28 protein-coding genes and 1 pseudogene are annotated in these 26,322 nt (G+C 70.3%); 15 read left to right on the forward strand and 14 right to left on the reverse strand.

Annotation, left to right across the window (positions count from 1 at the left end; translation table 11 throughout):
• The 9 genes from C2142_RS30365 to C2142_RS30405 form a co-directional block, all read left to right on the forward strand.
• Positions 1–1,192 (forward strand): thioesterase domain-containing protein (locus tag C2142_RS30365; protein WP_241002866.1); only part of this gene is annotated, 1,192 nt, incomplete at its 5' end.
• Positions 1,193–1,376: 184 nt separating this feature from the next.
• On the forward strand, positions 1,377–2,162 hold the full coding sequence (locus C2142_RS30370) for a tryptophan 2,3-dioxygenase family protein (protein ID WP_148646041.1): 786 nt from the start codon (positions 1,377–1,379) through the stop codon (positions 2,160–2,162).
• A gap of 47 nt (positions 2,163–2,209) precedes the next feature.
• A complete protein-coding gene (locus tag C2142_RS30375; protein WP_148646042.1) occupies positions 2,210–2,428 on the forward strand; it encodes an MbtH family protein in 219 nt (72 codons plus the stop codon).
• Positions 2,425–2,688 carry a hypothetical protein gene (locus C2142_RS30380; RefSeq protein ID WP_148646043.1) on the forward strand — a complete coding sequence of 88 codons (264 nt, stop codon included), beginning with the start codon at positions 2,425–2,427 and terminating at the stop codon, positions 2,686–2,688. The genes C2142_RS30375 and C2142_RS30380 overlap by 4 nt, the downstream gene beginning before the upstream one ends.
• 37 nt (positions 2,689–2,725) lie before the next feature.
• On the forward strand, positions 2,726–3,067 hold the full coding sequence (locus tag C2142_RS30385; protein WP_148646044.1) for an MbtH domain protein: 342 nt from the start codon (positions 2,726–2,728) through the stop codon (positions 3,065–3,067).
• A gap of 133 nt (positions 3,068–3,200) precedes the next feature.
• A complete protein-coding gene (sbnA, locus tag C2142_RS30390) occupies positions 3,201–4,172 on the forward strand; it encodes a 2,3-diaminopropionate biosynthesis protein SbnA (protein ID WP_148646045.1) in 972 nt (323 codons plus the stop codon).
• Positions 4,173–4,186: 14 nt separating this feature from the next.
• Entirely contained in the window at positions 4,187–5,203 is a 1,017-nt protein-coding gene (gene sbnB / locus C2142_RS30395; RefSeq protein ID WP_148646046.1) for a 2,3-diaminopropionate biosynthesis protein SbnB, read from the forward strand.
• Positions 5,200–5,940, forward strand: coding sequence for a thioesterase (locus C2142_RS30400; protein WP_162002592.1), 741 nt, complete (start codon positions 5,200–5,202; stop codon positions 5,938–5,940). Before sbnB ends, C2142_RS30400 begins: the two co-directional genes overlap by 4 nt.
• Before the next feature lie 7 nt (positions 5,941–5,947).
• Positions 5,948–6,955 (forward strand): sulfotransferase, encoded by a 1,008-nt coding sequence (locus C2142_RS30405; RefSeq protein WP_148646048.1) that lies wholly within the window; start codon positions 5,948–5,950, stop codon positions 6,953–6,955.
• A 69-nt stretch (positions 6,956–7,024) separates the two neighbouring features.
• Here C2142_RS30405 and C2142_RS30410 read toward each other — a convergent pair whose 3' ends face one another.
• From C2142_RS30410 to C2142_RS40565, 4 genes and pseudogenes are all read right to left on the reverse strand, one after another.
• Positions 7,025–8,311: a GTP-binding protein gene (locus tag C2142_RS30410; protein WP_148646049.1), complete on the reverse strand. Its 1,287-nt coding sequence runs from the start codon at positions 8,309–8,311 to the stop codon at positions 7,025–7,027.
• Complete coding sequence (gene cysD / locus C2142_RS30415) at positions 8,312–9,265, reverse strand: sulfate adenylyltransferase subunit CysD (RefSeq protein WP_148646050.1); 954 nt, start codon at positions 9,263–9,265, stop codon at positions 8,312–8,314. It abuts the gene before it with no gap.
• On the reverse strand, positions 9,262–9,825 hold the full coding sequence (gene cysC, locus C2142_RS40560; RefSeq protein ID WP_241003299.1) for an adenylyl-sulfate kinase: 564 nt from the start codon (positions 9,823–9,825) through the stop codon (positions 9,262–9,264). The genes cysD and cysC overlap by 4 nt, the downstream gene beginning before the upstream one ends.
• A gap of 783 nt (positions 9,826–10,608) precedes the next feature.
• Positions 10,609–11,244, reverse strand: a pseudogene (locus tag C2142_RS40565) (FAD/NAD(P)-binding protein); the annotation flags it as partial.
• Between the two features lie 183 nt (positions 11,245–11,427).
• Between C2142_RS40565 and C2142_RS30425 the strand changes: the two are divergent.
• A complete protein-coding gene (locus tag C2142_RS30425; RefSeq protein ID WP_148646052.1) occupies positions 11,428–11,889 on the forward strand; it encodes an Rrf2 family transcriptional regulator in 462 nt (153 codons plus the stop codon).
• Here the strand turns inward: C2142_RS30425 and C2142_RS30430 are convergent.
• From C2142_RS30430 to C2142_RS30475, 10 genes are all read right to left on the reverse strand, one after another.
• Complete coding sequence (locus C2142_RS30430; RefSeq protein ID WP_162002593.1) at positions 11,884–13,962, reverse strand: lysylphosphatidylglycerol synthase transmembrane domain-containing protein; 2,079 nt, start codon at positions 13,960–13,962, stop codon at positions 11,884–11,886. The two genes, C2142_RS30425 and C2142_RS30430, sit on opposite strands and share 6 nt — an antisense overlap.
• A 129-nt stretch (positions 13,963–14,091) precedes the next feature.
• Positions 14,092–14,538, reverse strand: coding sequence for an NUDIX domain-containing protein (locus C2142_RS30435; protein ID WP_148646054.1), 447 nt, complete (start codon positions 14,536–14,538; stop codon positions 14,092–14,094).
• A 46-nt stretch (positions 14,539–14,584) separates the two neighbouring features.
• A complete protein-coding gene (locus C2142_RS30440; protein WP_148646055.1) occupies positions 14,585–15,352 on the reverse strand; it encodes an ABC transporter permease in 768 nt (255 codons plus the stop codon).
• On the reverse strand, positions 15,321–16,205 hold the full coding sequence (locus C2142_RS30445; RefSeq protein WP_208693241.1) for an ABC transporter ATP-binding protein: 885 nt from the start codon (positions 16,203–16,205) through the stop codon (positions 15,321–15,323). The genes C2142_RS30440 and C2142_RS30445 overlap by 32 nt, the downstream gene beginning before the upstream one ends.
• A 53-nt stretch (positions 16,206–16,258) precedes the next feature.
• On the reverse strand, positions 16,259–16,693 hold the full coding sequence (locus C2142_RS30450; protein ID WP_162002594.1) for an SRPBCC family protein: 435 nt from the start codon (positions 16,691–16,693) through the stop codon (positions 16,259–16,261).
• 35 nt (positions 16,694–16,728) lie between these two features.
• Positions 16,729–17,955, reverse strand: coding sequence for an aminotransferase class III-fold pyridoxal phosphate-dependent enzyme (locus tag C2142_RS30455; protein WP_148646058.1), 1,227 nt, complete (start codon positions 17,953–17,955; stop codon positions 16,729–16,731).
• Positions 17,955–19,187, reverse strand: coding sequence for an acyl-CoA dehydrogenase family protein (locus C2142_RS30460; RefSeq protein WP_148646059.1), 1,233 nt, complete (start codon positions 19,185–19,187; stop codon positions 17,955–17,957). Before C2142_RS30460 ends, C2142_RS30455 begins: the two co-directional genes overlap by 1 nt.
• Entirely contained in the window at positions 19,184–20,200 is a 1,017-nt protein-coding gene (locus C2142_RS30465; protein ID WP_162002595.1) for an SDR family oxidoreductase, read from the reverse strand. Before C2142_RS30465 ends, C2142_RS30460 begins: the two co-directional genes overlap by 4 nt.
• On the reverse strand, positions 20,197–20,727 hold the full coding sequence (locus C2142_RS30470) for a hypothetical protein (RefSeq protein WP_241002867.1): 531 nt from the start codon (positions 20,725–20,727) through the stop codon (positions 20,197–20,199). Before C2142_RS30470 ends, C2142_RS30465 begins: the two co-directional genes overlap by 4 nt.
• Positions 20,724–21,638 carry a hypothetical protein gene (locus C2142_RS30475; protein ID WP_206671052.1) on the reverse strand — a complete coding sequence of 305 codons (915 nt, stop codon included), beginning with the start codon at positions 21,636–21,638 and terminating at the stop codon, positions 20,724–20,726. The genes C2142_RS30470 and C2142_RS30475 overlap by 4 nt, the downstream gene beginning before the upstream one ends.
• Before the next feature lie 603 nt (positions 21,639–22,241).
• Between C2142_RS30475 and idi the strand changes: the two genes are divergently transcribed.
• The 5 genes from idi to C2142_RS30500 are packed head-to-tail and all read left to right on the forward strand — an operon-like array spanning position 22,242 to position 26,321.
• On the forward strand, positions 22,242–22,772 hold the full coding sequence (idi, locus tag C2142_RS30480; protein ID WP_241003300.1) for an isopentenyl-diphosphate Delta-isomerase: 531 nt from the start codon (positions 22,242–22,244) through the stop codon (positions 22,770–22,772).
• A 47-nt stretch (positions 22,773–22,819) separates the two neighbouring features.
• Entirely contained in the window at positions 22,820–23,554 is a 735-nt protein-coding gene (locus tag C2142_RS30485) for a hypothetical protein (protein ID WP_241002868.1), read from the forward strand.
• A gap of 26 nt (positions 23,555–23,580) precedes the next feature.
• Positions 23,581–24,639: a polyprenyl synthetase family protein gene (locus tag C2142_RS30490; protein ID WP_148646636.1), complete on the forward strand. Its 1,059-nt coding sequence runs from the start codon at positions 23,581–23,583 to the stop codon at positions 24,637–24,639.
• The gene (uppS, locus tag C2142_RS30495; protein ID WP_241002869.1) at positions 24,636–25,427 is read left to right on the forward strand and encodes a polyprenyl diphosphate synthase; all 792 of its coding nucleotides are present in this window, start codon (positions 24,636–24,638) and stop codon (positions 25,425–25,427) included. Before C2142_RS30490 ends, uppS begins: the two co-directional genes overlap by 4 nt.
• A gap of 27 nt (positions 25,428–25,454) precedes the next feature.
• On the forward strand, positions 25,455–26,321 hold the full coding sequence (locus C2142_RS30500) for a hypothetical protein (RefSeq protein WP_148646062.1): 867 nt from the start codon (positions 25,455–25,457) through the stop codon (positions 26,319–26,321).
• Position 26,322: the final 1 nt, after the last annotated feature.

Raw genomic sequence — 26,322 nt, forward strand, 5'->3', positions numbered from 1 at the left:
CAACCACTGCGCACAGCACCTCCCCGACCACATGATCCCCACCACCTACACCCTCCTCGACACCCTCCCCCTCACCCCCAACGGCAAGACCGACTACCGCGCCCTCCCCACACCAGAACCCGCCAATACCGGGTCCACCGACTACACCCCGGCCCAGACCCCCGCCCAGGCCCTGCTCGTGCGGATCTGGGAGGAGACGCTCCAGGTCCAGCCCGTCGGCATCAACGACAGCTTCTTCGCCCTCGGCGGCCACTCACTGCTCGCCCTGAGCCTCGCCGACAAGATCCAGCAGGCGTTCGGGGGTGAACTTCCGCTCGCCGCCCTGTACCAGAACCCCACGCCGGCCGAGTTGGCAGCCCGGCTCGAGCGGGCCCCGGACGCCGACTGGCCGTCCTCGATCGTCCCGTTGAAAGCCACCGGCGACCGGCCTCCACTGTTCTGCGTCCACCCGAAGAACGGCACGGTGTTCAGCTTCACCGCGTTGGCCCGGACACTGGCCGCCGAGTGCCCGTTGTACGGCGTGCAGGCGCACTCACTCGATCTGGAGCGGAAACCGCACGACAGCATCGAGGAGATGGCCGCCGCCTACGTCCAGGACATCATCCGGGTGCAGCCTGAGGGCCCGTACCACCTGTGCGGCTACTCGCTGGGCGGCATGATCGCCTATGAGATGGCCCGTCAGCTCACTGCGCTGGGGCGGGAGGTGGCCCGTCTGGTCCTGCTGGACAGCGCTCCGCATCTGGAGGCCGGGTTCCCCTCGCTGGCGGAGCTCGAGTCGATGGACGACGTGACCTTCCTGATCACCGAGTTCGCCGAAGCCGTACCCGTCACGGAGGAGGCGCTGCGCCCGCTCGCGCCCGAGCAGCGGATCAAGCACGTCCTCGATCTGGCCGTGGCCGCCGGCTTCCACATGGAGCACATGGACCTGCGCACCATGACCCGCTACACGGACATCGCGCGGGCGCACACCCGTGCCGCACTCGCCTACCGGCCCGGGCCCTACACCGGCTCGGCGCTCCTGGTGCGCTGCGCCGACCCCACGGATTCTGCCGAAGCCGACCCGAGCTGGGGCTGGCAGGCCCTGGTCGGTGACGGCCTGACGATCCGCGAAGTGACGGGCAACCACCGGACCATCGTGGACGCCCCGCATGTGATCGCGGTGAGCGAGCACGTAAGTGACTACCTGACGTGAACGAAGATCCACGGAAAGTGCCGACCATGTCCGCCGCAACTTCTTGCCGAAAAAGTCCCGATCGGTCCGGCGGATTCACCGGCAACGATGTCAAAGGTCTTGCCAGCGCCACCGCGCGAACTGCTAGCATGATCAACGGCTTGGCTTGAGGATCCCAATCCCTTCCATTGGAGGAAGAACGCCAATGCACCCGACCGGAATTCTGGCCGAGCCTACCTATTCCAGCTATCTGAAGCTCGACCGGCTGCTCGAACTCCAACATCCGTTGAGCACTCCGGAACATCCCGACGAACTTCACTTCATCGTCACGCACCAGGCGATGGAGCTGTGGTTCAAGGTCATGATCCACGAATTGACCAGGGCCCGAACTTATCTGGAGAAGCAGATCTGGACCCAGGCGCTGTCCAAGGTGCGGCGGGCCAACGCCATCCTGGGGGCCCAGATCGGCCAGATGGGAACGCTGGGCCACCTCGACCCACAGGCGTTCCTGGAGTTCCGCGGATTCCTCGGGTCCGCCAGCGGGTTCCAGTCCGCCCAGTTCCGGGCACTGGAGCTGCTGAACGGCCTGCGCGACCCCGGATACCTGGAGCAACTGCGCCGGACCCATGGGGAGAGCCTGCCGGAGCCCCTCGCCGAGGTCCTGTCGGCCCCCAGCCTGGCCGAGGTCGCGGCCGAGGCACCCGGCGCCGCCGGCGCCGGCGACTGGCTCGATGTCTACGCCGACCCGGAGCGCCACGGCCCGCTGTTCCTCCTCGGTGAGGAACTCCTCGAGTACGACCGCCGCTGGACGCTCTGGCGTGAGGAGCACCTGCTGCTGGTGGAGCGGATCATCGGCCGCAGCGTGCGCGGCACCGGCGGAGCCTCCTCGCAGTACCTGGAGCGCAGGATCGGCATCCGCTTCTTCCCGTTCCTGTGGGACGTCCGCAGCCGGCTGACCACAGCAGCGGCGGAACGCGACCACACCACATGACCAACCCGCCGACCAGGCACGACAACCGTCAAGAGAGGAAACCCGTCATGGCAAGCGACGACGCCGAGGACACCACTGTCTACAAGGTGGTCCTCAACCACGAGGAGCAGTACTCGATCTGGCCGGCAGACCGGGAGAACCCGCTCGGCTGGCGGGACGAGGGCAAGAGCGGCAGCAAGCAGGAGTGTCTGGCCCACATCGACGAGGTGTGGACCGACATGCGGCCGCTGAGCCTGCGCCGGCAGATGGAGCAGAGCGCCTCGTGAAGTCCTACAGCAAGGCCTACCCGCTGGCGGAGCTCCGCCGCTTCCCCGGCTGGGCGGCGGCCGCGACCCCAGCCGAACGGGCTCTGGCCGACGAGGAGTTCGGCTATCTCGGCGAGGACCTCGTGGTGTTGGCCGACCCGATCCGCGAGGAGGGCGTCCTCTTCTCGGAGGGCACGCCCGAATGGCGCGAGTTCTGCGCCTCGGTCCTGGGCTTCGAGGTGCCGTTCGACCTCGCCCGGGCCGAGACCGACCAGGCCTGATCCCCCGCACACACCACAGAGAGCTAGGAGCCTCCCCATGGACGACCTGACCCGACGGCTGGCCGACGGACCCCACCCGCTGACCGTGGGTGGTCCGCAGCCCTCGCTGGAGGACCTGCGACGCCGGGTGGAAGAGATCGGCTACGTGTTCGTCAAGTTCACCGGCACCCAGGGCGGCACCGACCTCGGTGTACGCCTGGACCGTGACGCCTCCCAGGTCGGCTCGGCCGACTTCGGCGCGGGCACCGGTTCGATCCACGTCGAGGGCACGCTGTACCTCAACGACGACCCGGTCCGCTGCATCGCTGACATCGACCTGGCGACGATGAACGGAACCGGTCACGTCGTGCTCGTGACCGAGGCCGAGCTGGTCGGCTGAATTCCGGCGATCGCCGCGCGATGGCTTCCCGGCCGCCGTCCGCAGGGGCCGGGAAGCCGCCTCAGGAAAGTAGCAGCGCCGCCTTTCCTCGGATGCCGAGTCGGCGGCCGGAACAGAGAGGTTCGTGAGCGGTATGGGTGAGTCCACCCTGGCCGACCGACTCAATCGGATCAGATCCGGATTCAGCGAGACGCCCATTGTTCCGCTGGATCACGCCCGGCTCGACCTGTTTGCCAAGCTCGAATTCAGCAATGCCAGCGGGAGCGTCAAGGACAGGTCCGCATACGTGATTCTTCAGCGGGCCGTTGAACGCGGTGAAATCACCGGTTCAAGCACCGTCGTCGAGTCCTCGTCCGGGAATTTCGCGATAGCCCTGGCCTCGCTCTGCCGCTTACTCCGCGTTCCTTTCGTCCCGGTCATCGACCCTCATGTCAACGCCTCTACCGAGCTGTTTCTGCGCACCTCCTGTGCGCGCGTGGAAAAGGTGACCGAACCCGACGCCCACGGCGGGTACCTACGCACCCGGCTGGCCCGGGTCGATCAGCTCACGGCCTCCCTGGAGAACGCGTTCTGGCCGGACCAGTACGCCAACCCGGACGCCGCGGACGCGCACGACATGCTGACCGGTGCCGAGATCTGCCGCACCTTCGACCGGCTCGACTACCTGTTCATCGGGGTGGGGACGGGCGCCACCATCGCCGGGATCTCCCGCCGGGTGAAGCGGCTGATGCCGCGGACCAAGGTGATCGCGGTCGACAGTGCCGGTTCCGCCATCTTCGGCGAACCGGCCCGCCCCCGCTACATCCCCGGCATCGGTTCGAGCATTCGTCCGCCGTTGCTGGACCTGGCGAGCATCGACGACGTCGTGATCGTCGAGGAGAGTGACACGGTCGCGGCCTGCCATCGGCTGGTCCGGCGGTTCGGCTTCTTCGTCGGGGGATCCACCGGCAGCGTGTACGCGGCGATCGAGAAGTACTTCGCCGACTATCGCGGCCCCCGTCCGTCCGTCATGTTCCTCTGCGCCGACCGCGGCACCGCCTACGCAGACACCGTCTACCGGCCCGGCTGGCTCGACAGCATCGCCGAGCCGGCAGCGGCGAGATGAAGGGACCCACCACCATGGACCTGTCCATACCCACGTCCATCAACGTCATCGGCGGCGCCGAGGCGCTCAAGTACATCGCGGCGGACCGCTCCGCCTGCGTCGACCTCGTGAGCCGGGCCTACCTCGTCCACGACTCCGGCGACTCTTCCCTCCCGCACAGCAGCTTCCTGCGGATCCCACGGCGCGAGCGCGACCGCATCATCGCTCTGCCGGCCTACCTGGGCGGCGAGTTCGACGTCGCAGGCATCAAGTGGATCGCCAGCTGGCCGGAGAACACCGCGCGCGGGCTGGCCCGGGCCTCCGCGGTCCTGGTGCTCAACGACCCGGCCACCGGCTTCCCGTTCACCTGCCTGGAGGCCTCGGTCATCTCCGCCACCAGGACTGCCGCCTCGGCCGTCCTGGGCGCCGAGGCGCTGATCGGCGGGCGCACCGCCCGGCGGATCGGCTTCATCGGCACCGGCCTGATCGCAGGCCATGTCGCCGACTTCCTTGCCGATCTGGCGTGGGAGACCGACGGCTACCGGCTGTTCGACCTCAGCCGTCCGGCGGCCGAACGGTTCGCCACCCGCCTCACCGAGCGCGGGGCCGCGGACGTCCAGGTCGTGGACGAAGTCGCCGGGGTCTTCGCCCAGTGCGACCTGGTCGTCCTCGCCACCGTCGCCGGCACGCCACACCTCCACGACCCGGAGCTGCTGGCCAACCGGCCGGTCGTGCTGCACCTCTCCCTGCGCGACCTGGATCCCGCGTTGGTCCTGTCGGCCCAGAACATCACCGACGACGTCGACCACGTGATGCGGGAGCACACCTCCCTGCACCTGGCGGAGCAGCAGGCCGGCCACCGGGACTTCGTCGAGGGGACCATCGCCGACATCGTCGCGGGCAGGATCCGGCGCGACCCCGAGCGCGCCGCGGTGTACTCGCCGTTCGGCCTGGGGGTACTCGATCTCGCGATCGGCCAGTGGGTGCACCGCCAGGCGACCGAGGCCGGCGAGGGCCGGCTGGTCAGCGACTTCTTCCCGGCGGCGCAGTGAGCGCGATCCGCAGGCTCACGACCCCCGGGCGGCCGCGGGCGCGCCTGGTCTGCTTCCCGCACGCAGGTGGCTCGGCCAACTTCTTCCGCCCCTGGGCGGACCTCGTGCCGATGGACACCGAACTGTGGGCGGTCCAGTACCCGGGACGCCATGACCGCATCGCCGCGCCCTGCCTGGACGAGATGACGGCGATGGTCGGGGACGTGCTGCCCGGGCTGGAGGCCGCCGAGCGCCTGCCGACGGTCCTGTTCGGACACAGTATGGGCGCCGCGATCGCCTACGAGTGCTCGCGCCGGCTGTCCGAGACCCCTCGGCTCCTTGTCCTCTCCGGACGCGGCGGTCCCGGCCGGTCGATGGGGGAGGAGCTGGCCGACAAGAGCGACGCCGATCTCGTCTCCGCACTCGGCGAGCTGGGCGAGCTCGATCCGGCCCTGCTCGAACACCCCGACCTGCTCGACCTGGTCATGCCCTTGCTCAGGGCGGACTGCCGGCTGAGCGAGTCCTACCTGCCCGACCCGGATCGTCCGACCGACGCCCCGGTCCTCGCCTGTGTGGGCGACCGGGACCCCTTGGTTTCCGAGGACGACATCCTGGCCTGGGAGAAGAGCACGACCGGTTCGTTCACCCACTGCGTGTACCCCGGGGACCACTTCTACCTCCGGGAGCATGCGCCGGCCCTGATCCGGGCCGCACTCGAGGGCTGCGAGACAGCCCGTTCACACACGCTTCGGAAATAGGAGAGGCATGCCAGCGCAACCACTGACCTTCGTCGTCGGAAGCGGAAGGTGCGGATCGACCGCGCTCTCGCAAGTGCTGCGGCAGCACCCGCAGATCCTGAGTCTCAGCGAGCTGTTCGCCTCGCTGGAGCCCTTTCCGCTCCGTGAGGGCACCCTGACGGGCGAGGAGTTCCGGCGGTTCATCGAGGAGCCGCGGCCGTTCACCCTTTCGGTCATGCGACACGGATTCTGGGCCAAACTGCCCGAGGACTCCGAGGTGCGCCAGGCCCTGGGCAACGAGATGCCGGTTGTCGAGGCCATCGCTGCCACCGTCCTGCCCCATCTGACCGACGACCCCGCCTCCCTCCTGGCAGAGTTGCGTCCCGAGCTGGACGTCCGGCCGAGCGGCTCCATCGCCGACCACTATCGCGGCCTGTTCGAACTCCTCGGCCGGCGGCTCGGGACCCGCGTCGTGGTGGAGCGCTCCGGGTACTCGCTCCGCCTGGTACCGCGTCTGCTCGAACTCTTCCCCGAGGCCCGGTTCGTCCATCTCTACCGGAACGGCCTCGACACGGCGCTGTCGATGAGCCGCTACCCGGTCTTCCAGGCCTTCCGGTTCCTCATCGAGCGGGCCGCCGAGGCCGGACGTGGCGGCCCCGACGCGCTGTCGGTCGAGATCGACGAGATGTTCCGCGACGGCGAAGTGGACGTGCGCCCCATCCTGGATGCACAGGTCCCTCTGGCCGAGTACGGCCGGCTGTGGTCGGAGACGATCATCGACGGGCTCGCGTACCTCGACGACGTCCCCGAATCCCGCCTCATCTCGGTGGCTTTCGAGGATCTGCTCGACCAGCCCGAGCTCGAACTGAAGCGCCTGGCCGCCCACGTGGGCGTGGACCCACTGGCCGAATGGCTGGAGGCCGGCCGGGCGGAGCTCGACAGCAACCGGCGCGGCGCGGCTCGGGCCCTCGCGGTTGAGGACCTGACCGCTCTGGAGGAGAGCTGCGCCCCGGGCATGCGGGCCCTCGGACTCTGATCCGGCCGCTCCCGACCGACCACCTGACCGTCCGCCGGCCGAACCGGCGGACGGTCGTTCGTCTCCCCGCTAGGACTCCGTCAGCGCGTTGCGACCGGCTGTACCGGCGGTGAGGGTGGTGCCGTCGGCCGGGTCGATCAGCAGGAACGAGCCGGTCAGACGGTTGTCGCAGTAGCCGTCGAGCGCCAGCGGCTCGGCGGTGCGCAGCACCACGTGGCCGATGTCGTTGGCGTCCAGGCCGTCGGGTGCGTCGCGCTGTTCCAGTGTGTCGATGTCGATCCGGTAGGAGATCTCCTTGACCAGTGCGCGCACGGTGCGGGTGGTGTGCTTGAGGAGCACCTTGGCGCCGACGCGCAGTGGCCGCTCGCTGAGGTGGCTGACGGTGGCCTCGATGTCCTTGGTGGGGACGGGGGCCGGTCCGGCCGCGATGAGGTCGCCCCGGGAGATGTCGATGTCGTCGGTGAGGCGGACGGTGACGGACTGGGGGGCCCAGGCGATGTCGGTGGGCCGGCCGAGTGCGTCGATGCCGGCGACGGTGGTGGTGTGGCCGGAGGGGAGTACCGTCACCGGGTCGCCGACCCGCAGTACGCCGGAGGCCAGCTGTCCGGCGTAGCCGCGGTAGTCGGGGTGCTCGTCGGTCTGCGGGCGGATCACGTACTGGACGGGGAAGCGGGCCGGTTCGATGCTCGGGTCGCTGCCGACCGGGACCGTTTCCAGGTGTTCCAGCAGGGTGGGGCCGCCGTACCAGTCCATGTGGGCGGACGGCTCGACCACGTTGTCGCCGGCGAGTGCGGAGATCGGGACGGCCACCACGTCCTTGACGCCGAGTGAGGCGGCGTAGGCGGTGAACTCGGCGGCGATGGCGGCGAAGACGGGTTCCGCGTACTCGGTGAGGTCCATCTTGTTGACGGCCAGCACCACGTGCGGCACGCGCAGTAGTGCGGCGACGGCGGCGTGCCGGCGGGTCTGCTCGACCACGCCGTTGCGGGCGTCGACCAGGACGACGGCCAGTTCGGCGGTGGAGGCGCCGGTCACCATGTTCCGGGTGTACTGCACGTGCCCGGGGGTGTCGGCGAGGATGAACCGCCGCCGTGGGGTGGCGAAGTAGCGGTAGGCGACGTCGATGGTGATGCCCTGCTCGCGTTCGGCGCGCAGGCCGTCGGTGAGCAGCGCGAGGTCGGGGGTCTCCTGGCCGCGGTTCAGGGAGGCGCGCTCGACGGCCTCCAGCTGGTCGGCCAGCACCGATTTGGAGTCGTGCAGCAGACGGCCGACCAGGGTGGACTTGCCGTCGTCGACGGATCCGGCGGTGGCGAAGCGCAGCAGGGAGGTGGCGCTGGTCTGGGTGGTGGTGGTCATTTAGAAGTATCCCTCGCGCTTGCGGTCTTCCATCGCGGCCTCGGAGAGTTTGTCGTCGGCGCGGGTGGCGCCGCGCTCGGTGAGGCGGCTGGCGGCGATCTCGGCGATGACGGCCTGGATGTCGGTGGCGTCGGAGTCGACGGCGCCGGTGCAGGACATGTCGCCGACCGTGCGGTAGCGGATCAGGCGCCGCTGGAGGGGCTCGTTCTCCTTGGGGCCGCCCCACTCGCCGGCGGTCAGCCACATGCCGTCGCGGGAGAAGACGTCGCGCTCGTGCGCGTAGTAGATCTGGGGGAGTTCGATGCCCTCGCGCTCGATGTACTGCCAGACGTCCAGTTCGGTCCAGTTGGAGAGCGGGAAGACCCGGACGTGCTCGCCGACGGCGTGCCGGCCGTTGTACAGGGACCAGAGCTCGGGGCGCTGGCGGCGCGGGTCCCAGGCGCCGAACTCGTCGCGCAGGGAGAAGACGCGTTCCTTGGCGCGGGCCTTCTCCTCGTCGCGGCGGCCGCCGCCGAAGACGGCGTCGAACTTGTTGCCCTCGATGGCGTCCAGCAGCGGGACGGTCTGGAGCGGGTTGCGGGTGCCGTCGGGGCGCTCGCGCAGCCGGCCGTCGTCGATGAAGTCCTGGACGTGGGCGACGTGCAGGCGCAGGTTGTGCCTGGCCGCCACCCGGTCGCGGTACTCGATGACCTCGGGGAAGTTGTGGCCGGTGTCCACGTGCAGCAGCGAGAAGGGGATGGCGGCCGGCCAGAAGGCCTTGAGCGCCAGGTGCAGCATGACGATGGAGTCCTTGCCGCCGGAGAAGAGGATCACCGGGCGCTCGAACTCCCCCGCGACCTCGCGGAAGATGTGCACCGACTCGGCCTCCAGCGCGTCCAGGTGGGACAGCGCGAAGGGGTTCTCCGAGTCGCCGGGGCCATCGGTGTGGCCGCGAACCGGAAGGGACCTGGTCACACCAGCCCCCTCTCCGCGAGCAGCGCGCGCAGGATGTCCGCCGACTCGGCAACCGTCTGGCGATGGGTCTCAAGACGTAGGTCGGGCAGGTCGGGAACCTCGTACGGGTCGTCGACGCCGGTCAGGCCGGAGAGCTCGCCGGCCGCCTGCTTCGCGTACAGCCCCTTGACGTCCCGCACGGCGCAGACCTCGGCGGGTGCGGCCACATGGATCTCCAGGTACGGGATACAGCCGAGGTCGTGCCGGAGCCGGACGATCTCCCGGCTGCTCCGGTACGGCGCGATGGCCGGGACCAGCACGATCACACCGTTGCGTGCGAGCACCTCGGCGACCATGCCGATCCGCTGTACGTTGGTGTCACGGTCCTCACGAGAGAATCCGAGGCCGGCCGAGAGGAGTGTGCGGATCTCGTCCCCGTCGAGGATCTCCACCCTCCGGCCCACGGCGCGCAGCCGCTCGGCCAGTTCCTCCGCGACGCTGCTCTTTCCCGCGCTGGGCAGTCCGGTCAGCCAGACCGTGACGCCGGACTCACAGGCGGGCGGGTTCGGTGCGGCGGACATCATCGCTTCGTTCATCGCGTCAAGCTCCGGCAGCGCGCTCCCGGTCCGGTCAGCCCGGTGGGCGGAGGCCGCCGTGAGAGCCGCCGCCGGAACGGGGCCGAGAAGCGACCGTACGAGGTCCGCGGCCTGCTGCCGGATCTCCGGCACCGCGGTGCTCTCCCACAGGTCGCCGCGCCGGTGCGCACCGATGGTCCAGAGCGAGCGGGCAGCGCCGTCGCTGCCGCGGAGCCGCCCCTCGGCCGTGGTCGCCAGACCGATCCCCAGCGGCCCGGGTTCTGCAAGTCCGGAGGAGAACAGGCAGGTGAGCAGTGGGTCCGCGCAGTCGGCCGACCGCAGATCCGGCCCGGTGCAGTCCACCACCCAGCCGACCCGGAGCAGCCGGGAGCCGGTCGCCGAGACCGTCAGCGACTCCCCTTCCGCCCGGACCGCGGTGACCTCACCCGTGTGCAGTCGCAGCCGCCGGGTGGTCCGCAGACGGGTGATCGCCTCCGCGGTCTGCGGCGGCATCCGGTGTCGGTGGGTGTTCCACATGGTCTGGTGCGCCCGGAGGAACTCCGCCCGCTCGTCGTCAGCCAGGGTGTCCCACAGCCGGGCCGTGTGCGGGCGCAGTCCGTCCAATGCCGGGCGCCAGTCGCCCTGCGCCCGCGTCACCTGCCGAACGTGTTGCAGGAGGGCCTCGCGCAGCCGGTGCAGCGGGAGCCCGTCCAGGGGCTCCGCCGGCGGCACGGGCGGCAGCGGAGCCAGCGCATGGGCCTGTGGCAGCAGGCCGTGACGGGACAGGGCGTGGACGGTTCGCCCCGGGCGGTCAAGTGACTGGGCGAGGTCCACGGCGGTCAGGCCGCTGCCGACCAGGAGTACGTCGTCGGCCGCGGCGAGAGGCCGCGCGAGCGCGGCGGGTGCCCAGGGATTCGCCACGAACCGCCGCGACTCCCGCAGTTCGCGCGGCGCCCACGAGCTGGTACCGGGCAGCGGACCGGTCGCGATCACCACGCTGTGAGCCTTGTGACGGGATCCGTCGGAGAGGCGCACCTCGGCCCGGTCGCCCTGCCACGAGCAGGCCGTGGCGCGCAGCCGCAGCCGGCGCAGGGTCACCAGGTTGCCGGCCTGTCTTACGGACTCGGCCAGGGTGGCGGCGAGGTAGTCGGCGTAGTGGCGCCTGGGGGCGAACGAGCTTCCGGTCGCAGTGGAGTCGCGGAAGCGGACCAGCCAGTCGGTGAAGTGACCTGGCAGGTCCGGTAAACAGCTCATGTTGCCCGCGGGCACGTTCAGGAGATGCCGCGGATCGTCCGTGGCGAACGCACCGCCCGCTCCCGTCCGCGGGTCGGGATCGACCAAGGTGATCGCCACCGGCACGTGTCGCCGGAGCGACTCCCGTGCGGCCTGGACAGCGACCATGGTCCCGGAAGCCCCTGCCCCCACGACGACGAGCTGGTGAGGGTCACGACCGTGTGCGCCGAGCAATGTGCACCTCCGCAGGATTGTTCACCAATCCGGTGGATTATATGACCATCCCGCTTGGAGTGGTGGCTTCAGATTGCTTTTGTTGCACGTGAGTTGGCGCGAAGTGGTTCTGACCTCACCGATCGTGAGAAGCTGTGCCGCATGCGGATCTCAGCTCGGACGGACTACGCGATACGCGCGATGGCCGAACTCGCGCGCACGCCGGAGGCACCGCAGAAGGCGGAACAGCTGTCCGCCTCCCAGGACATCCCGCTCCGCTTCCTGCTCTCGATCCTGCGCGAGTTGCGACAGCACCGGCTGGTGCAGAGCAGTCGCGGCCCCGAGGGCGGATACCGGCTGGGCAGGCCGCCGGAGGAGATCTCCATCGCGGATGTCATCCGCGCGATCGACGGCTCCCTCGCCAGCTTCCGGGACCTGCGCCTCAGTGACCTCAGCTACCCGGGTGCGGCCGCAGCCCTGCCGGATGTCTGGCGAGCCGTGCGGGTCAGCCTGCGGCAGGTCCTGGAGCGGGTGACGCTGGCCGACATGGCGATCGGCGAACTCCCGCCCTCCGTACAGGCGCAGGCCCAGGAGTACCTCGACGACGCCCGGCACGGATCATAGCGCGCCCTTGCGTTGCAGGTAGCCGAAGCAGATCCACCCGGGCAGCGCCGGCAGCCAGAAGACGAGCACGCGGTAGAGCAGCACCGACGGGGTGGCGATCTCGGCCGGCACCTGGGCGAGCCCCGTCAGGGTCCCGATCAGCGCGGTCTCGACCGCTCCGATGCCTCCGGGCGTGGGCACCACGGATCCCACCGCGTGCGCCGTCAGGAACGCCACCGCGACGGTGGGGATGCCGCCCGAGCCACCGAAGGCACGCAGGGACGCCGCCAGGCAGAGCACGTACGTCACGGTGAGCAGCAAGTGTCCGGCGAGGCCTGTGACCAGTCTGTCCGGCTGCCGCAGCAGGTCGAGCAGCCGGGGCGCCACCCCGGACAGCGGACGGCGCACCAGCGCCACCGCCCGCCGCCGCACCGGGGAAACGACCGCAACCAGGAGGACCGGAATCGCGACGGTCGGCAGACCGATCGCGACGGCCCGGGCGGAGACCAGGTGACCGGGCACCGCAATGCCGCTCATGGCGCCGAAGACGAGCAGCAGGAGCATCCGGCAGGTACCCAGGGCCAGCTGCGAGAGCCCGACGCTCGCGACCGCCAGGACCGGCCGTACGCCCGACTTCTGCAGGAACCGGACCGCGAGAGTCACCCCGGCGAGCTGCACCGGGGCCACCAGCTTCACGAACGATCCCGCAAGCTGCGCCAGCAGGACCCGGCCGAACGGCAGCCGCTCCGGAACGAATCCGCTCAGGCCCATCGCTGCCACCGGATGACTGAGCAGCGCCGCGAGGAGCGCGTAGGCCAGCCACCGGGTGTCCGTGGCGGTGACGTCGATCCGGGCGAGGGGGAACCCGGTGAGGAGGTAGTAGACCGCGCAGCCGCCCACGGCCACGGTGAGGACCGTACGAAGGCGCACCCGTGACAGCCGGGCCGGCGAGGCCGGGGCCCCCGGAACCAGCTCCAGGACGCGCCCGCGGATCGCGGCCAGCAGATTTCCGGCCGCCCTGCCCTCTCCGGCCGCTCCGTCGGCCCCGACGGCCCCGGCCTGGCCGGCCGGCCCGCCGCTCGTCAGGCCCAGCCCGGCCAGGAGCTCACCCCGGCGCCCGCCGTTGAACAGGCGCAGGTCGGCGCGGAGGGTCCGGCTGAGGCCGGCCGGCTGGAGCAGGGGCACCGCGGCCGCCACACGTTCCTCGCCCAGTGCCCCCGCAGCGGCGGCCACCGCCCGTTCCGGGCCCACCCGAAGCGCGAGGACCGTGAGCAGCTGCGCGATGTCCAGGCCCAGCACGAGGTCGTCGGCCGCCAGGGCTGTGCCGCCGAATCCGGCCAGCACGACCACGCCTTGATGGTTGATCAGGAGCGAGCTCCCGGCCAGACCGCGGTGCGCGATCCGCCGGTCGTGCAGCAGTGCGACAGACCTCCAGAACCTGGCCTGGAGCTCGTCATCGATCTCGGCGTCGGCCAGTTGGTCCAGGGTCCGGCCCTCGACCTGCTCGTAGACGAGCAGCACCATGCCGGTGCCCGACTCCACGGTGGCCAGCAGCTGGGGGGCCGGCACACCGGAGCCGGCCACCGCGGCGGCGACCACGGCCGCCCGCTCCACGACCTGTCGCGGCGTGCGTGGGCCGCGCTCCACGACTCCGGGGCGGAACCGCAGCCACCGCAGAAGCCGCGGGAGGGACCCGGACGCCAGCTGCGCGCGGTCGATGACGCGCACGTCGAGCGGCGGCCCACCCTCCTGCGGCACGTGATACCACCGGGTGCCGTCCGGGGCGTCGGTCACGTGGCGGATGCCGTTCGGCCGGAATCCGGCCGAGCCCAGGGCTTCCAGCATCCGCCCGACGGCGGTCTGCGGCCCGGGCCCCCCGAGTACGCGGCGGGTACCGAGGACGATGGTCCGGCCCGCCGCCACGGCCGGGCCGCCGACCGTGGACCGGAGCAGGACGACGCCCCGGCCGAGCATGCGGAGCAGCAGGCGCACCAGGTCCGACAGCCGGCGAGCCCGCGTCGCGTGTGACGGCTCCCCGGGCCCTGTCCGGCGGCCCGGCCACATCGTCAGACCCTCGTCACGGTTACCGCGCATCCGCCGCATCGTCAAAGGAGGCCTCTCACTGGACGGTTCAGCGCATTATCCCGCCGGACCGTCGTCGGAGATCACCCCCATGGCGGAACCCGCGGTCGGGCGGTCAACCCGGGCGACGGTCCGGGCCGGTCAGCCGAGCCCGGCCACCGGACCGAGATGACGCCGTAGCGCGTCCCGGATCGGCGGCAGGATGGGCAGGCCCGCCAGGTCCGAGAACGGAATCCAGGCAGACGCGTCGACACCCCCGTGCCCGCCGTGCGTCAGCTCGCCCCCGGTCACCTCGATCTCGTAAAGGGCGAAGACGGCATGGAAGTCGATGCCGATGCTCAGCAGGCGGTGTTCGGCGTCGAGGTCCAGCAGCCGGCCCGCGGCAACGTCGAACCCGGTCTCCTCCTTGAACTCGCGCACCACGGTGTCCCGCGGGTGCTCGCCGTGCTCGACCTTGCCGCCCGGAAGCATCCAGCGACCGTGGTCGTCCTTGGAGGACGGCCCGATGCGCACCATCAGCACCGCGTCCGGCCGCCGCAGGATCCCGTACGAAGCGAACCGTTGCAACGGCTCGTACGCGGTCGTCATACCGGTCCGTCCTCCCACATCCATACGCCGGGGCCCGTCCTGGAGCTCATGCCCAGTGCCGCCGGTCCTTGTCCATTGTGAACCGCCAGAGCGCCAGCGCCGTGAAGGCCGCTGCGAAGCCGAGCAGCGCCCCGGCGTTCGGCAGCACGCCGCCCACTCCGGCGCCGTCCAGCACCACCTTCCGGAAACCGCCGACCGCCCAGTACACCGGGGTGAACCTGGCGATCCAGCCGATCCAGTCGGCCATCAGCTCGGTCGGCACCAGAGCGCCGCCGAAGACCGTCCAGCTCAGCGTGACCATCCGCTCGACCGCGAACGCCTGCCGCCGGGTCGGGGAGACCGCGCACAGGGCCAGCGCGAAGGAGACCACACAGACGGCCAGCGCGACCATCACCACGAGCAGCGCGAGCAGCGAACCGTGGACCCGCAGGCCGATCACCGCCCAGCCCAGCACGAACAGGAACACGCACTGGCCGACCACGAGGGCCGCGCACAGCGCGGCCTTGCCCACCAGCAGCTCCCAGGTGCGCAGGGGCGACAGACGCAGCCGCTGCCAGGTGTGCAGGCCGTGCTCGCGGAAGTAGGACTCGGTGACCAGCCCGGTCATGAAGAACGAGAACATGCCCGTCATGCCGGGCACCGCCAGCTGGGCGCCGTCGGCGTCGCCGTAGCCGAGCTGGGAGAGCGCACCGGAGTACAGCGGCTTGATGAACAGCATCAGCAGACAGGGCGTCAGCAGCACCGTCACGAGCGGTGCCGGCTCACGGCGGAGCCAGGTCGCGTCATGCCGGAGCAGTGACAGGACTCGTGTCATGCGATGCCTCCCCCGCCAGGATGTTGAAGTACGCGCGCTCGAGATCCGCCCGGGCGATCTCCACTCCCTGAAGCCGCTCCCGGTGGCCGGCCACAGCTTCGAGCGCTTTGACGATGTCGACCGCGGGCCGCGCGGTCGGGAGGAAGACGGTGTCGGCCAACACCCGCGCCCCCGGCCAGATGATCTCCGGTGGCTCGCCGTCGAAGCGGAGGGCGAGTTCGCTGCGGGTGTTCTCGGCGATCAGCCCGTCCACAGTGCCGTCCGCGACGATCCGCCCGCCGGCAAGCACCACCACCCGGGCGCGCAACTCCTCGACCTCCGCCAGGTAGTGCGTCGTGTACACCACGAGCGTGCCGCGCGCAGCCTGCCGTTGCACGACCTCCAGCAGCCGGAGCCGGGTCTGCGGATCCGCGCCTGCCGTCGGCTCGTCAAGCAGCACGACCTCGGGCCGGTGCACCAGCGCGCAGCCGGCGTGCAGCCGGCGCTGCTGGCCGCCGGAGAGCTCCGCCGCGCGCTGGCCGCGCTGACCGGTGAGCTCCAGCGCGTCGATCAGCCCGTCGACGGACTCGGTCAGTTCCCGTCCCCGCAGCCCGCCGAGCGAGCCGAAGAAGCGCAGGTTCTCCTCGACCGTGTGCACCGGGTAGACCGCGATCTCCTGCCCGGCGAGACCGAGGCGGCCTCGCAGCGCCTTGGCCCCGCCGGCCACATCGGTCCCGAGCACCTGCACGGACCCTCCGTCGGGGCGGAGCAGACCAGCGATGACGGACATCAGCGTGGTCTTCCCCGCTCCGTTCGGACCGAGCACTGCCAGCACCTCGCCGCGATCGGCGGAGAGCGTCAGTCCGCGCAGCACGTGCCGCTCGCCGAAGGACTTCTGCAGCCCCTCGATCTCCAGACCAGGTCCCACTAGTCGGCACGCCGCCCGAGCGACACCAGCATGTCCGAGGAGTTCTTCTCGATGGCCCGGACCGCGACCGGCTCCAGCATCGGCCGGAGCATCGGGATGCCGATCTCGAAGTCCACCTCAAGGGTGGCCTCGGTGATCTCCTCCGTCACCTTCGTCACCTGCCAGAACCCGGCGAACCGCTCGAGGTCACCGGCCACCTGCTCATAGGTCAGACGCCACTGCGACGGGTCCCGGACCTCACGCTCGCTCCACTTGAGCACGGACCCCTTGAGCAGGACCTCCCACTCGGTCACCGCCTCGGTGATCCCGTCGGGCCGGGTCTCCTCGGAGAGCACCTGGGTCCTGATCACCGAGTCCATGAAGGTGGGGTAGGACTCGATGTCACAGATTCGCTTCCACACGTCGTCGGCCGAAGCGACCAGTCGTTCACGCACCGTTACGATCGGCAATTTCTTCCATCTCCCCTGTATCAGTCCAGTTCGAGCTGAGTCCGCCGGGCGGCGGCGTTCAGCTTTTCCGCCACGAATGCCAGATCCTGCGCCCCGATGAAGGCCGCCGGGGTGAGCCGCAGGATCGACGGCGCCGTCAGGCACGGTGTCAGCAGCAGGTTTTCCGCCAGAGCGGCCCGCATCATCTCCCCGGCCACGTCCGGCTGGGTGCCGTGAAGCCCGAGCAGCGCGCCCCGGCCGGTGACCTCGGTGAACAGCCGGGGCCAGGACCGGACCAGGTCTTCGAGGATCTCCCGCAGCCGCCCGCCCGCGCTCCGGGCCAGCCCTGGAACGTCCTCGGCGGCCAAGACCTTCAAGGTGGCCGTGAGCGCCGCCGCGGCCAGCGGGTTACCCCCGAAGGTGGAGGTGTGCAGCAGCGGGTCCCGGTCGTACGGCTGGAACGCGTCCTCGGTGGCGATCACCGCCGACACCGGGATGACCCCGCCACCGAGGGCCTTCCCCGACAGCAGGACGTCCGGGCGGACGCCCAGATCCTCATGGGCCCAGAACGAGCCGCACCGCCCCAGGCCGCACTGGATCTCGTCGAAGACCAGCAGCGTACCCGCCTCGTCGCAGGCCTCGCGCAGGGCCGTCGCATAGCCGGGCGTCAGCGGGTAGACACCGCCCTCGCCCTGCACCGGCTCCGCGAAGACCGCGGCCGGGCGGTGCCTGCGGATCAGCTCCGCGGCGGCGCCGGCGTCGTCCCGCGGCAGCCGGATCACGTCGGGGAGCAGTGGGCCCAGGCGGTCGCGGAACAACGCGGCATCGGTCAGGCTCAGCGCACCCACGGTCTTGCCGTGGAACGAGCCGGCCAGATGCGCCAGTGGTACGCGTCCGGTACGGGCCCGGGCGAGCTTGATCGCTGCCTCGACCGCCTCGGCGCCCGAGTTGAGCAGCATCACCTTGTCCAGCCCCGGCGGGGCGAACTCCGCCAGATCGGCTGCGGCCCGGGCGTTGAGCTCGTTGGGCAGCGTCCGGGTCGAGCCCGACAGGCGGGCCAGTTGCTCCGCCACGGCCTCGACCACCTGGGGGTGGCTGTGGCCGAGCAGGAAGACGGAGAACGAGCCGAGGTCGAGGTAGCGCGCGCCGGCGCCGGTGGTCACCCAGGAGCCACTGCCGGACACCTCGGGATCCGTCGCGCCCATCAGCCTGAACAACAGCGCCCGCCCGGACGACTGGTGGTCGCGAATGAGGTCGAGCAGATCCATCAGGAGGCTCCTTCGGTGGGCTGCTCCGAGAGCTCGAAGCTCCAGGGCAGGCCGAGCGCCCAGCGTCCGAGCAGTTGCCGGGTGGCGAACCGGGTGGGCGGGTGGAAGCGGGCCGCCTGGACGTCCCGGATCAGCCGCGAGGCCGGGCCCGTCGCGGAGTACGAAGCGACGCCGACCAGCTCCGCGGCCAGCTCCACCGCGCGCACGGCCATCTGCGCGGCCTGGTCCTTGAGGGCCAGCATGGCCGGCACCAGGCTTCGCGGGTCCGTCCGCCGCTCGTCCAGCTGCCGGGCGAGTCCGGCGGTGGCGGCCTCCAGCGGCAGCGCCGCGGAGATGATCTCGCCGAGGGCGGACTGGAACGAGGGCAGCTGGGACCGCGTCGCGCCAAGGTGGTTGATCCGCGACCGGCCGAGCGCGGCACGTGCCTGGTCGACCGCGGCCGAGACGACGCCGAGGTAGCAGGCGGTGGCGGTGACGCAGAACCAGCCCAGCCCCGCGGCGAAGACCTCGTCACCGAGCGAGCCGGGCTCGCTGCGATGGAAGACCAAGTCGTCGGGGATCTCGCAGTCGGTGAACCGTACCGTGTCGGACTCGGAGGCGCGCATGCCGAGGGTGTTCCAGGTGCGCTCCACGGCGATCCCGGGACTGCCGTTCACCACCAGAGCCACCAGCAGGCTCTCCGGCCCGCCGGCCTCGTCGATCATCTGGAGGCAGAGCAGGTCGCTGCGCTCCGCCAGCGAGCACGGCACCTTGAGGCCGTTGGTGATCCAATTGTCGCCGACCCGGCGGGCGACGGTGTTGGACCTGGTCAGGCTGCCGTTGAGGCCCGGCTCGGCGAAGGCCGAGGCGACGATGCGGTTCTGACTGGCGATGGCCTCCAGGAGCAGCCACGACTCGTCGCGTTCCCGGTACCAGTGCTCGACCACCACCCCGACCGAGAACAGGTGCATGTTCACCGCGACCGCCAGCGCCGGGTCGGCCGCGCCGATCCGGCGCTGCAGCGCGCAGCATTCGGTGATCGACGCCCCGCCGCCCTCGAAGTCCTTCGGTACGGGCGCGCCGAAGTAGCCGTTCTCCCGGAGCAGTTCGATGCTGCGGTCGGCAAGCCGACCGGTCAGGTCGTTCTGCTCGGCGAGGGCGGCCAGCTCGGTCGTGGCCCGTTCCGGCAGCAGGTGCTCGGTGTCCGGCCAGAGCGCGCCGATGCCGTTCCGGTAGTCGTAGGCGTCGTTCATGCCGCCCCCTCCTCGCCGACCCAAGGCCGCGGCGAGCTCTTCGCCAGGTGCGGACGCCGGTCGGCCCAGGCCGCGATCGCGGTTTCGATGGCGCCGGCCGGATCGTCGACCTGCCAGTTCACCCCGATCGGCTCGCCCACCGACATGTAGGGGATGAACTCGCCGAGCAGGTCGATCTGCCTCAGCTGACGATTTGTCAGATGCGGTTTGGCGAAGGGCAGGTAGAAGCGATCCCACTGGTCCGGTGTGACGAACCCGGGGGTCTCCAGCGGCTCGTACCCGTGGGACGCCCGCCAGCGGTTCAGCGACAGGTACATGGAGTCGACCACGCCCTTGAGCGGCAGCACCTGCTCGCCCGCCCCGAGCACCACCGGCTCGGCCCTCGGCCCGGTCTCCGCGATCTCCAGCACGCAGGTGGCGATGTCGCAGGTCGAGACGACCTCCACCGGGGCGTCCACCTCGCCGATGAAGACGGGCAGCATGCCGGTCACGCCGGACTGCATCACCGAGTACAGGCCGGTGTGCCGGCTCACAGCCCCGTCCGAGCGCCGGCCGACCACCAGTGGTGGGCGCACGATGGTCGCCCCGTACCGGCTGGTGGCCTCGCGCTCCGCCTCGGCCTTGGACCACTCGTAGGTGTTGCGGTAGTCGGCGAGGTCGGAGGACCGCGTGTTGCCGCGCAGGCCGGTCGCATAGGCGGTGGAGACGTGGATGACGTGGGTCGCCTGCCCCACCAGCGGCTCCAGCGCGGCCACCGGCGCGACGTTGGAGTCCTTCGCCTCCTGGGCCGGAAGGTTCCAGCGCGGCCGTGCCGCCGCGTGCACGATCACGTCCCAGGGCCCGGCCAGCTGCTCCGGGGCCGGCGCCTCGCCCATACGCCAGGCGACGGCGTCCGCGGCGCCCCTGGCCGAGCTGGCGGTGACGTGCCAGCCGGCGGCCCTGGCGCGTTCCACGATCTCGACGCCCACCACCCCGGTGGCACCGGTGACCAGCATGGTTCCTGGCCTGTTCACAGCGGCTTGGTCCATTCGGTAGGAAGCAACGGGGGAAGGCCGAGCTGGTCGGCAAGTGCGTGCCAGCCCCGGACCAGCCGCAGCGCACCGAACATGCCTTCCGGCGAGCGGAGTTGCGGCAGAGGATCGGCCAGTCCGAGGGTCGCCTCGATCTCCGAGACCCAGGATCGGACCCGCCTCAGCCAGTCACCGGCGCGCTCCTCGGAGGGGGCGGCCGCGGCGAACTCGCGGGCTTCGCTGATCAGTCGGTGGCCGGACTCCCAGTCGGCCGCCGGCACATGCGTGTACGGATCGATCGCCCCGCCGTCCTCGGCGACATAGGGCTCGGCCCCTGATCGCAGGCCGCCGGCCTGGCAGCAAACCATCACCAGATAGCGGGTCTGGGCGAGGACAAGGTGCCACTGACCGGCCGGAACCCCACCCTCGATGTCCTCCAGCGCCGACTGGGCGCCGACCATGATCAGCAGCGCGCCGTGGCTGACCTGGGCCACTTGCCGGTGCAGGCTGTCGTTCGTCCGAACCGTCATACGGGGCACTCCACTCCCAGCCAGAGCAGGTCCTCGACGAAGAGCGCAGCCACGTCCGGGTGCCACTCCTCGTCCAGGGCAAAGGTCCACGTCTTCGCGTGGTCGACCGGGCCACCAGCGGGCACCGACAGCGTACGAAGGCCCCAGCGCGTGACCAGTCGGCTCTCGCCGAACTCGTACTGCTCGGTTCCGCGCGCGTGGCTCAGCCTGACCCGCCAGGCCGAGCCGTCCACGTCCCGCGCGTAGTGGTCGAGCAGCTCGCCGACCTGGGCCAGGTAGGCCGGCACCTTGTCCGGGGAGGCCGGCGGGCACATCGCCAGCTCGAACGCCGCGAGCCCGTCGCGGTCGTCGAGCTTGCGCAGCTTCTCACCCAGCCACTTCGGCTTGAAGTACCGCTCACCGCGCTCGACCGCCCGCCGCTCCAGGGCGGCGGCGAGGGCCTCGCCGATCCGCAGCGCCGCCACCATGGGCTTGCGCTCGGCGAACACCCGGGCGGCGATCCGCTTGCGAACCGCCTCCGCCGCGTACCAGGAACTGATCCAGCCGGACAGCTCGGCGTCGAGCCGCCGCTGCCAGGAGGACCACTCAGGCGTGCCGGTGAGCAGCAGTCCGAGGCCGAACCGGCTTACGCTGTCGAGGACCTGACGCCTCGTCCCGAGATCCCCCGGCCCGATCTCGGCGGGCGGCCAGTGGGTCGTGGTCAGCTCCTCGTACCGCTTGGTGACCTGGCCGGCCCCGTGCAGTACGACATCGATCCGAGACCCCTCCGGATAGGACATCAGCGGAAGGGTGCTGGCCACCTCGTCCGGCACTATCGCATAGAGATCCAAGTCACTGTTGGCATTGCCGAATCCGGCGATCACCGAACCGGCAGCCGTGATCAGGAGCGGCTCTCCGAATGAGCTGTCCACCTGTTCCAGTATCTGATCTGGCGTCAGATTACTGCGAGAAAGGTGCGCGTGAAACCGCTCGGTCAGCGCGGCGTTTGCCGGCGACCCCTGTATGGCCATCAAGGCCCCCACCCTCAATCCCCCGTGCGTGCTGCTCAAAACCCAGCCGTCTACGGCGGCTACCGTCCCACACCGCCACAATGACAGTCAATCACATTACGTGACCAACCAGGGCTTTGCCATGATCAACCCGGTTGTGCATGGCCATGCATCGAATGTGTCCAGAAGGTGACAAGCTCACAGATCCCACACTTCTACCCCCCCAACGGCACGCATGAGAAGCCACCCGGCACACCCGGACAGCCGCAAGGCACATCCGGGTTGACAGATGCGCACCCGGCTATGAAACATGCAGTGAAGCGCGTACGTGGACCAGCCGGAGAGCAGTGCCGCGGCCTGATCAAGCCTCGGGGACATCGCTACTCTCCGCTTATGCACCGCGTCCTGACGGCGCTTCAGACTCGTGATCTAACGGGTTTCCATGGGGGAAATCGAGTGGAGCTTCAGTCCAACCTGTCCGGAATCGATTCGGACGCAACATCGCCGCCTTCGGCGGAACAGATCATGCTGGAGTTGGTGGACCCACAGGGCGTCACCGTCGGGATCTCCGAGAAGATCGCGGCGCACGAATCGCCGGGCCGTCTCCATCGGGCGTTCTCGGTATTTCTCTTCGACGACGAAGGACGCATGCTCCTGCAGCAGCGCGCGCTGTCGAAATACCACTTCCCCGGCGTGTGGTCGAATGCCTGCTGCGGGCACCCCCTTCCGGGAGAGGCGCCGTTCCAGGCGGCCGTCCGGCGGGTCGGGGAGGAGCTGGGCATCGCCCCGGCGCTCCTGATGGAGGCCGGCACCGTCACATACCGACACCCGGACCCGCAGTCCGGGCTGGTCGAGCACGAGTACAACCATCTCTTCGTCGGCCTGGTCAGGGCCGAGCCGCGGCCTGACCCGGACGAGGTGGCCGGATTCGCCCTGGTGACCCCGGATGAGCTTCGCGAGCGCCGGGCGGTCGACACCTTCTCGGGCTGGTTTCAGGACGTCCTGGAGGCCGCCCTGCCCGCGGTGAAGCGCCTGGACGCCGACATCCACTGGTGACGAACGATCAGATCCGCAGTCCCGGAGACCGTCCGAGAGGAACTGGAATGCCGACAAGCGTGGCCGATCAGCACTGGCTCGGCACCGAGGTGGACATCGACTGGACCGATCTCAGGTCGGCCCACGCCCAATGCCGGTCCGTACTGCGCCGGCTGGCCGCCGACAGCTCCCTGCTGACCCACCTGGTCGACCGGCTCGCCGACGACAAGGACCTGCTCGCGGACGCCGACCACCACCCGGTAATGGACCGGCTGACCCTCTGGCACGATCCCGACCGCGGCATCTACCTGCGCCTGCACGTGTCGCCCGGTACCAACGAGCTCATCCCGCACGACCACAAGTACTCGTTCACCACTTACATCCTGCGTGGCTCCTACACCCACGTGTGGCGTCGGCGCGAGGGCAGCTACCAGGGCGACTTCACCTCGGACCAGGCTCCGCTCGGGCTGGTGACCAGCGAGCGGGTCGGATCCTGCTACACCCTCGGGTACTCGCTCATCCACCAGACGGTGATGGAAGCCGGCACAGTGACGCTCTTCATGCGTGGCCCGAAGGAACAGGCGCGGTCCTACGCCGCTCTCGACATGCTCGACCGCCTCACCGTCGATGCGGCGACCGAACCGGTCGCGTCGGAGCAGCGCCGGCACACCGACGGCGAGCGCGGCCTGGGATTCGACGAGTACCTCCGGCTGCGGGACCGGCTGTCGGCCCAGGGCGTCCTCGAACCGTCCGTCTCCCCCACCGATATCACCACGACCCACCCCGAGAGGCGCCCGTCTTGACCGACATCGACACCGTGACCCGCGAGATGCAGGATCGGATCGCGTACTACCAGCGCCACTTCAGCGATCTCTTCGGCCGGTACTTCGAGGATCTCCGCAACGACTTCGACGGCCCGGAGCTCAGCCGCTTCACCCCGCGCTGCCTCGACCTGCTGCAGGAGCTCTCACTGCGCGGCGGCAAGCGCCAGCGTGTGGCGTTCATGTACGAGGCGGCCCGACTGGTCACCGGCGAGCACCTCCCGGGGCTCGACGAAGCGGCGTTGAGCATCGAGCTGCTGCAGACCCACCTGCTGGTGCACGACGACATCATCGACGACGCGCCCACCCGGCGTGGCGGGCCCTCCACGTACTACGCCTACCGCGCGGAGTTCCCCGACCAGCCGCAGACCGCGCTCGGCCTGGCACTGCTCGCGGGTGACCTGGCGGCCTTCCTCTCACTCCAGGTCCTGCTCGACGCGGACCTTCCCCTGGCCCTCCGGACCGGCATGGTGGACCTGCAGACGCGCGCCGCCGCCGCCACCTTCGTCGGCCAGATCTTCGACCTCGAGCGGGACTTCCCCGGCATTCCGAGCGAGGAGATGCTCCACTCCGTCTCCGACTACAAGGCCTCCAGGTCCTCCGCCCTGGCCCCGGTGCAGCTCGGCCTGCTGGTCGCGGGTGAGGACCCGGCCCAGCACGCGGAGACCCTCAGCCGGTACGCACTCATGTTCGGCATCTCCGGGCAGATGTGCGACGACTACCTCAGCCTCTTCGGCGACGAGGCGGTCACCGGCAAGCCCAACACCGCGGACATCCGCGACGGCCGACGCACCTACGCCGTCCGCGCTCTGCTGGCGGCTGCGTCGGAGACGGAGCGCGCCGTGGTCGAGTCCGTGCTCGGCAGCCCCGACTGCACCAACGAGGACGTCAACAAGCTCCGGGAGATCGCCTCGCGCCACGGCGTGGACCGTCAGCTGCGCTCGGACATGCACCGGTACGCCGAGCTGGCGTGCAAGGAGGCAGCCGGCTGGCGCCCCCGCTGGCGGGAGGAGGCCGTCGCCTTCTTCGAGCGCGTCCCCGTGTGGGGTGTGGAGCGGACGCTTTGACCTCGACCACCGATTCCGCGACCGCCGGTTCCCTGATCGGCAGGCCCGGGGCCGCCGGTCCCTCGCACGCCGTGGGCGGGGGCGCGGTGCCCAGGCATCTGGGTCTGATCCTCGACGGAAACCGGCGCTGGGCCAGGGCCCGCGGCCGTTCCGCCTCCGACGGCCACCGGGCCGGGTTCTCCCGGATCCCGGAGGTCCTGCGGTGGTGCGAGAGCCTCGGCGTCGAGGTGGTGACGCTCTGGATGCTCTCCACCGACAACCTGAGCCGGGACCCGGCCGAGGTGGACGCACTGGTCAGCATCATCGCCGACACGGTGGACGGCCTCACCGCGCACGGCGGCTGGCGAATCCGGCATCTCGGAGTCCGCTCCGCCGTCCGCCAGCCGCTGCTCGACGCCCTCGACCGGGCGGTCGCCGACACCCGCGGGGTCGCCGGCCTCCAGGTCAACCTGGCCGTGTGCTACGGGGGCCGCGAGGAGATCATCGACGCCTGCCGGAGCCTCCTTGAGCAGTACCGGGCAGAAGGACTCTCGACCTCCGAGGCGGCTGAGAAACTCAGCGTCGAGACGATCTCGGACATCATCAGCGCCGGCGCACCCGAGCCCGACCTGATCATCCGTACGTCCGGCGAACAGCGCACCTCGGGCTTCATGCTGTGGTCCGGGATGTACACCGACTACTGGTTCACCCCCATCTACTGGCCGGACTTCGATCAGGCGGCTCTCGACGAGGCGCTCGCGCACTACCGGCGGTCACTCTCCGGGCGGCTGCCCGCGAGAGTGGGGTGACCGAGCATGGAGAGGACCGAATCCACCATGGCCCCGAAGCCAATCTCCCGGGGCTGCGCCATCGGGCTCATCGGCATCGACGGCGTCGGGAAGACCACGCTCGCCGGTGAGCTGGAACGACGCCTGACCGAGCGCGGGGTGCCGGCCGTGCTGCTGTCCCGGCGGCAGTACCTCAAGACGCGCCCGCACGACTTCGTCGGCGACACGATGGCGACGCTCTACGAGGGATCCCTGCGGACCCTCTACGGCTTCGCCGGTCTCGCCGGTGGCGGCACGCTGGGCGACCACTTCCCGCCACCGGCGGGCCCGGTCATGTCCGCCGACTTCGAACGGCTCCTGGACGGCGCCGCGATCACCGGCAACGACCCGCACGCGCTGATCACGTCCATGCTCTGCGAGATCGCCGGTCATCTGGCGTTCCGGGAGGCCGTGGTGGCCCCCGCGGTACGCGCCGGGAAGGTCGTCATCGAGGACACCCACGGCATCAAGATGGTGGTGAAGCTCTATCTGCTCGCCACCTCCCTCGCAGGCTCCGGCGACCTGTCGAACCAGAGCCTGGAGGCGGTGCTGAAGGCCGGGATCACCGCGCTGCGGCCCGATCCCGCGGCCTCCGTACCGGTGCTGGTCCAGGTCGATCCCGAGATCGCCTACCAGCGCCGGGTGGCCCAGCACGGCCGCGTGGGAGGGATGGAGCACTACGGCCCGGTGGGCCGTGCCGTCGGACACGACTCGTACGTCGAGCTGCAGAGCCGCAGCCAGAAGATCTTCGACGAGATAGGCACGCTCTGGGGCTGCCTGCGAGTGGAACTTCCGCCGCAGGACCGGGAGGGCGGCCTCCGGACAGCGGTGGACCAGATACTCGCGGCCGTGGACGGCCTGGCGGAAGGGCAGTAAG

It is taken from the genome of Streptomyces sp. CB01881 (genome assembly GCF_002953255.1).
Lineage (GTDB): Bacteria > Actinomycetota > Actinomycetes > Streptomycetales > Streptomycetaceae > Kitasatospora.

What these genes read in the sequence shown, in the direction of transcription:
- C2142_RS30370 (WP_148646041.1), top strand. Translation starts at nt 1,377, where the DNA reads ATGCACCCGACCGGAATTCTGGCCGAGCCTACCTATTCCAGCTATCTG.
- C2142_RS30375 (WP_148646042.1), top strand. Translation starts at nt 2,210, where the DNA reads ATGGCAAGCGACGACGCCGAGGACACCACTGTCTACAAGGTGGTCCTC.
- C2142_RS30385 (WP_148646044.1), top strand. Translation starts at nt 2,726, where the DNA reads ATGGACGACCTGACCCGACGGCTGGCCGACGGACCCCACCCGCTGACC.
- sbnA (WP_148646045.1), top strand. Translation starts at nt 3,201, where the DNA reads ATGGGTGAGTCCACCCTGGCCGACCGACTCAATCGGATCAGATCCGGA.
- sbnB (WP_148646046.1), top strand. Translation starts at nt 4,187, where the DNA reads ATGGACCTGTCCATACCCACGTCCATCAACGTCATCGGCGGCGCCGAG.
- C2142_RS30405 (WP_148646048.1), top strand. Translation starts at nt 5,948, where the DNA reads ATGCCAGCGCAACCACTGACCTTCGTCGTCGGAAGCGGAAGGTGCGGA.
- C2142_RS30410 (WP_148646049.1), bottom strand. Translation starts at nt 8,311, where the DNA reads ATGACCACCACCACCCAGACCAGCGCCACCTCCCTGCTGCGCTTCGCC.
- cysC (WP_241003299.1), bottom strand. Translation starts at nt 9,825, where the DNA reads ATGTCCGCCGCACCGAACCCGCCCGCCTGTGAGTCCGGCGTCACGGTC.
- C2142_RS30425 (WP_148646052.1), top strand. Translation starts at nt 11,428, where the DNA reads ATGCGGATCTCAGCTCGGACGGACTACGCGATACGCGCGATGGCCGAA.
- C2142_RS30430 (WP_162002593.1), bottom strand. Translation starts at nt 13,962, where the DNA reads ATGCGCGGTAACCGTGACGAGGGTCTGACGATGTGGCCGGGCCGCCGG.
- C2142_RS30435 (WP_148646054.1), bottom strand. Translation starts at nt 14,538, where the DNA reads ATGACGACCGCGTACGAGCCGTTGCAACGGTTCGCTTCGTACGGGATC.
- C2142_RS30440 (WP_148646055.1), bottom strand. Translation starts at nt 15,352, where the DNA reads ATGACACGAGTCCTGTCACTGCTCCGGCATGACGCGACCTGGCTCCGC.
- C2142_RS30455 (WP_148646058.1), bottom strand. Translation starts at nt 17,955, where the DNA reads ATGGATCTGCTCGACCTCATTCGCGACCACCAGTCGTCCGGGCGGGCG.
- C2142_RS30460 (WP_148646059.1), bottom strand. Translation starts at nt 19,187, where the DNA reads ATGAACGACGCCTACGACTACCGGAACGGCATCGGCGCGCTCTGGCCG.
- C2142_RS30470 (WP_241002867.1), bottom strand. Translation starts at nt 20,727, where the DNA reads ATGACGGTTCGGACGAACGACAGCCTGCACCGGCAAGTGGCCCAGGTC.
- idi (WP_241003300.1), top strand. Translation starts at nt 22,242, where the DNA reads ATGCTGGAGTTGGTGGACCCACAGGGCGTCACCGTCGGGATCTCCGAG.
- C2142_RS30485 (WP_241002868.1), top strand. Translation starts at nt 22,820, where the DNA reads ATGCCGACAAGCGTGGCCGATCAGCACTGGCTCGGCACCGAGGTGGAC.
- C2142_RS30490 (WP_148646636.1), top strand. Translation starts at nt 23,581, where the DNA reads ATGCAGGATCGGATCGCGTACTACCAGCGCCACTTCAGCGATCTCTTC.
- C2142_RS30500 (WP_148646062.1), top strand. Translation starts at nt 25,455, where the DNA reads ATGGCCCCGAAGCCAATCTCCCGGGGCTGCGCCATCGGGCTCATCGGC.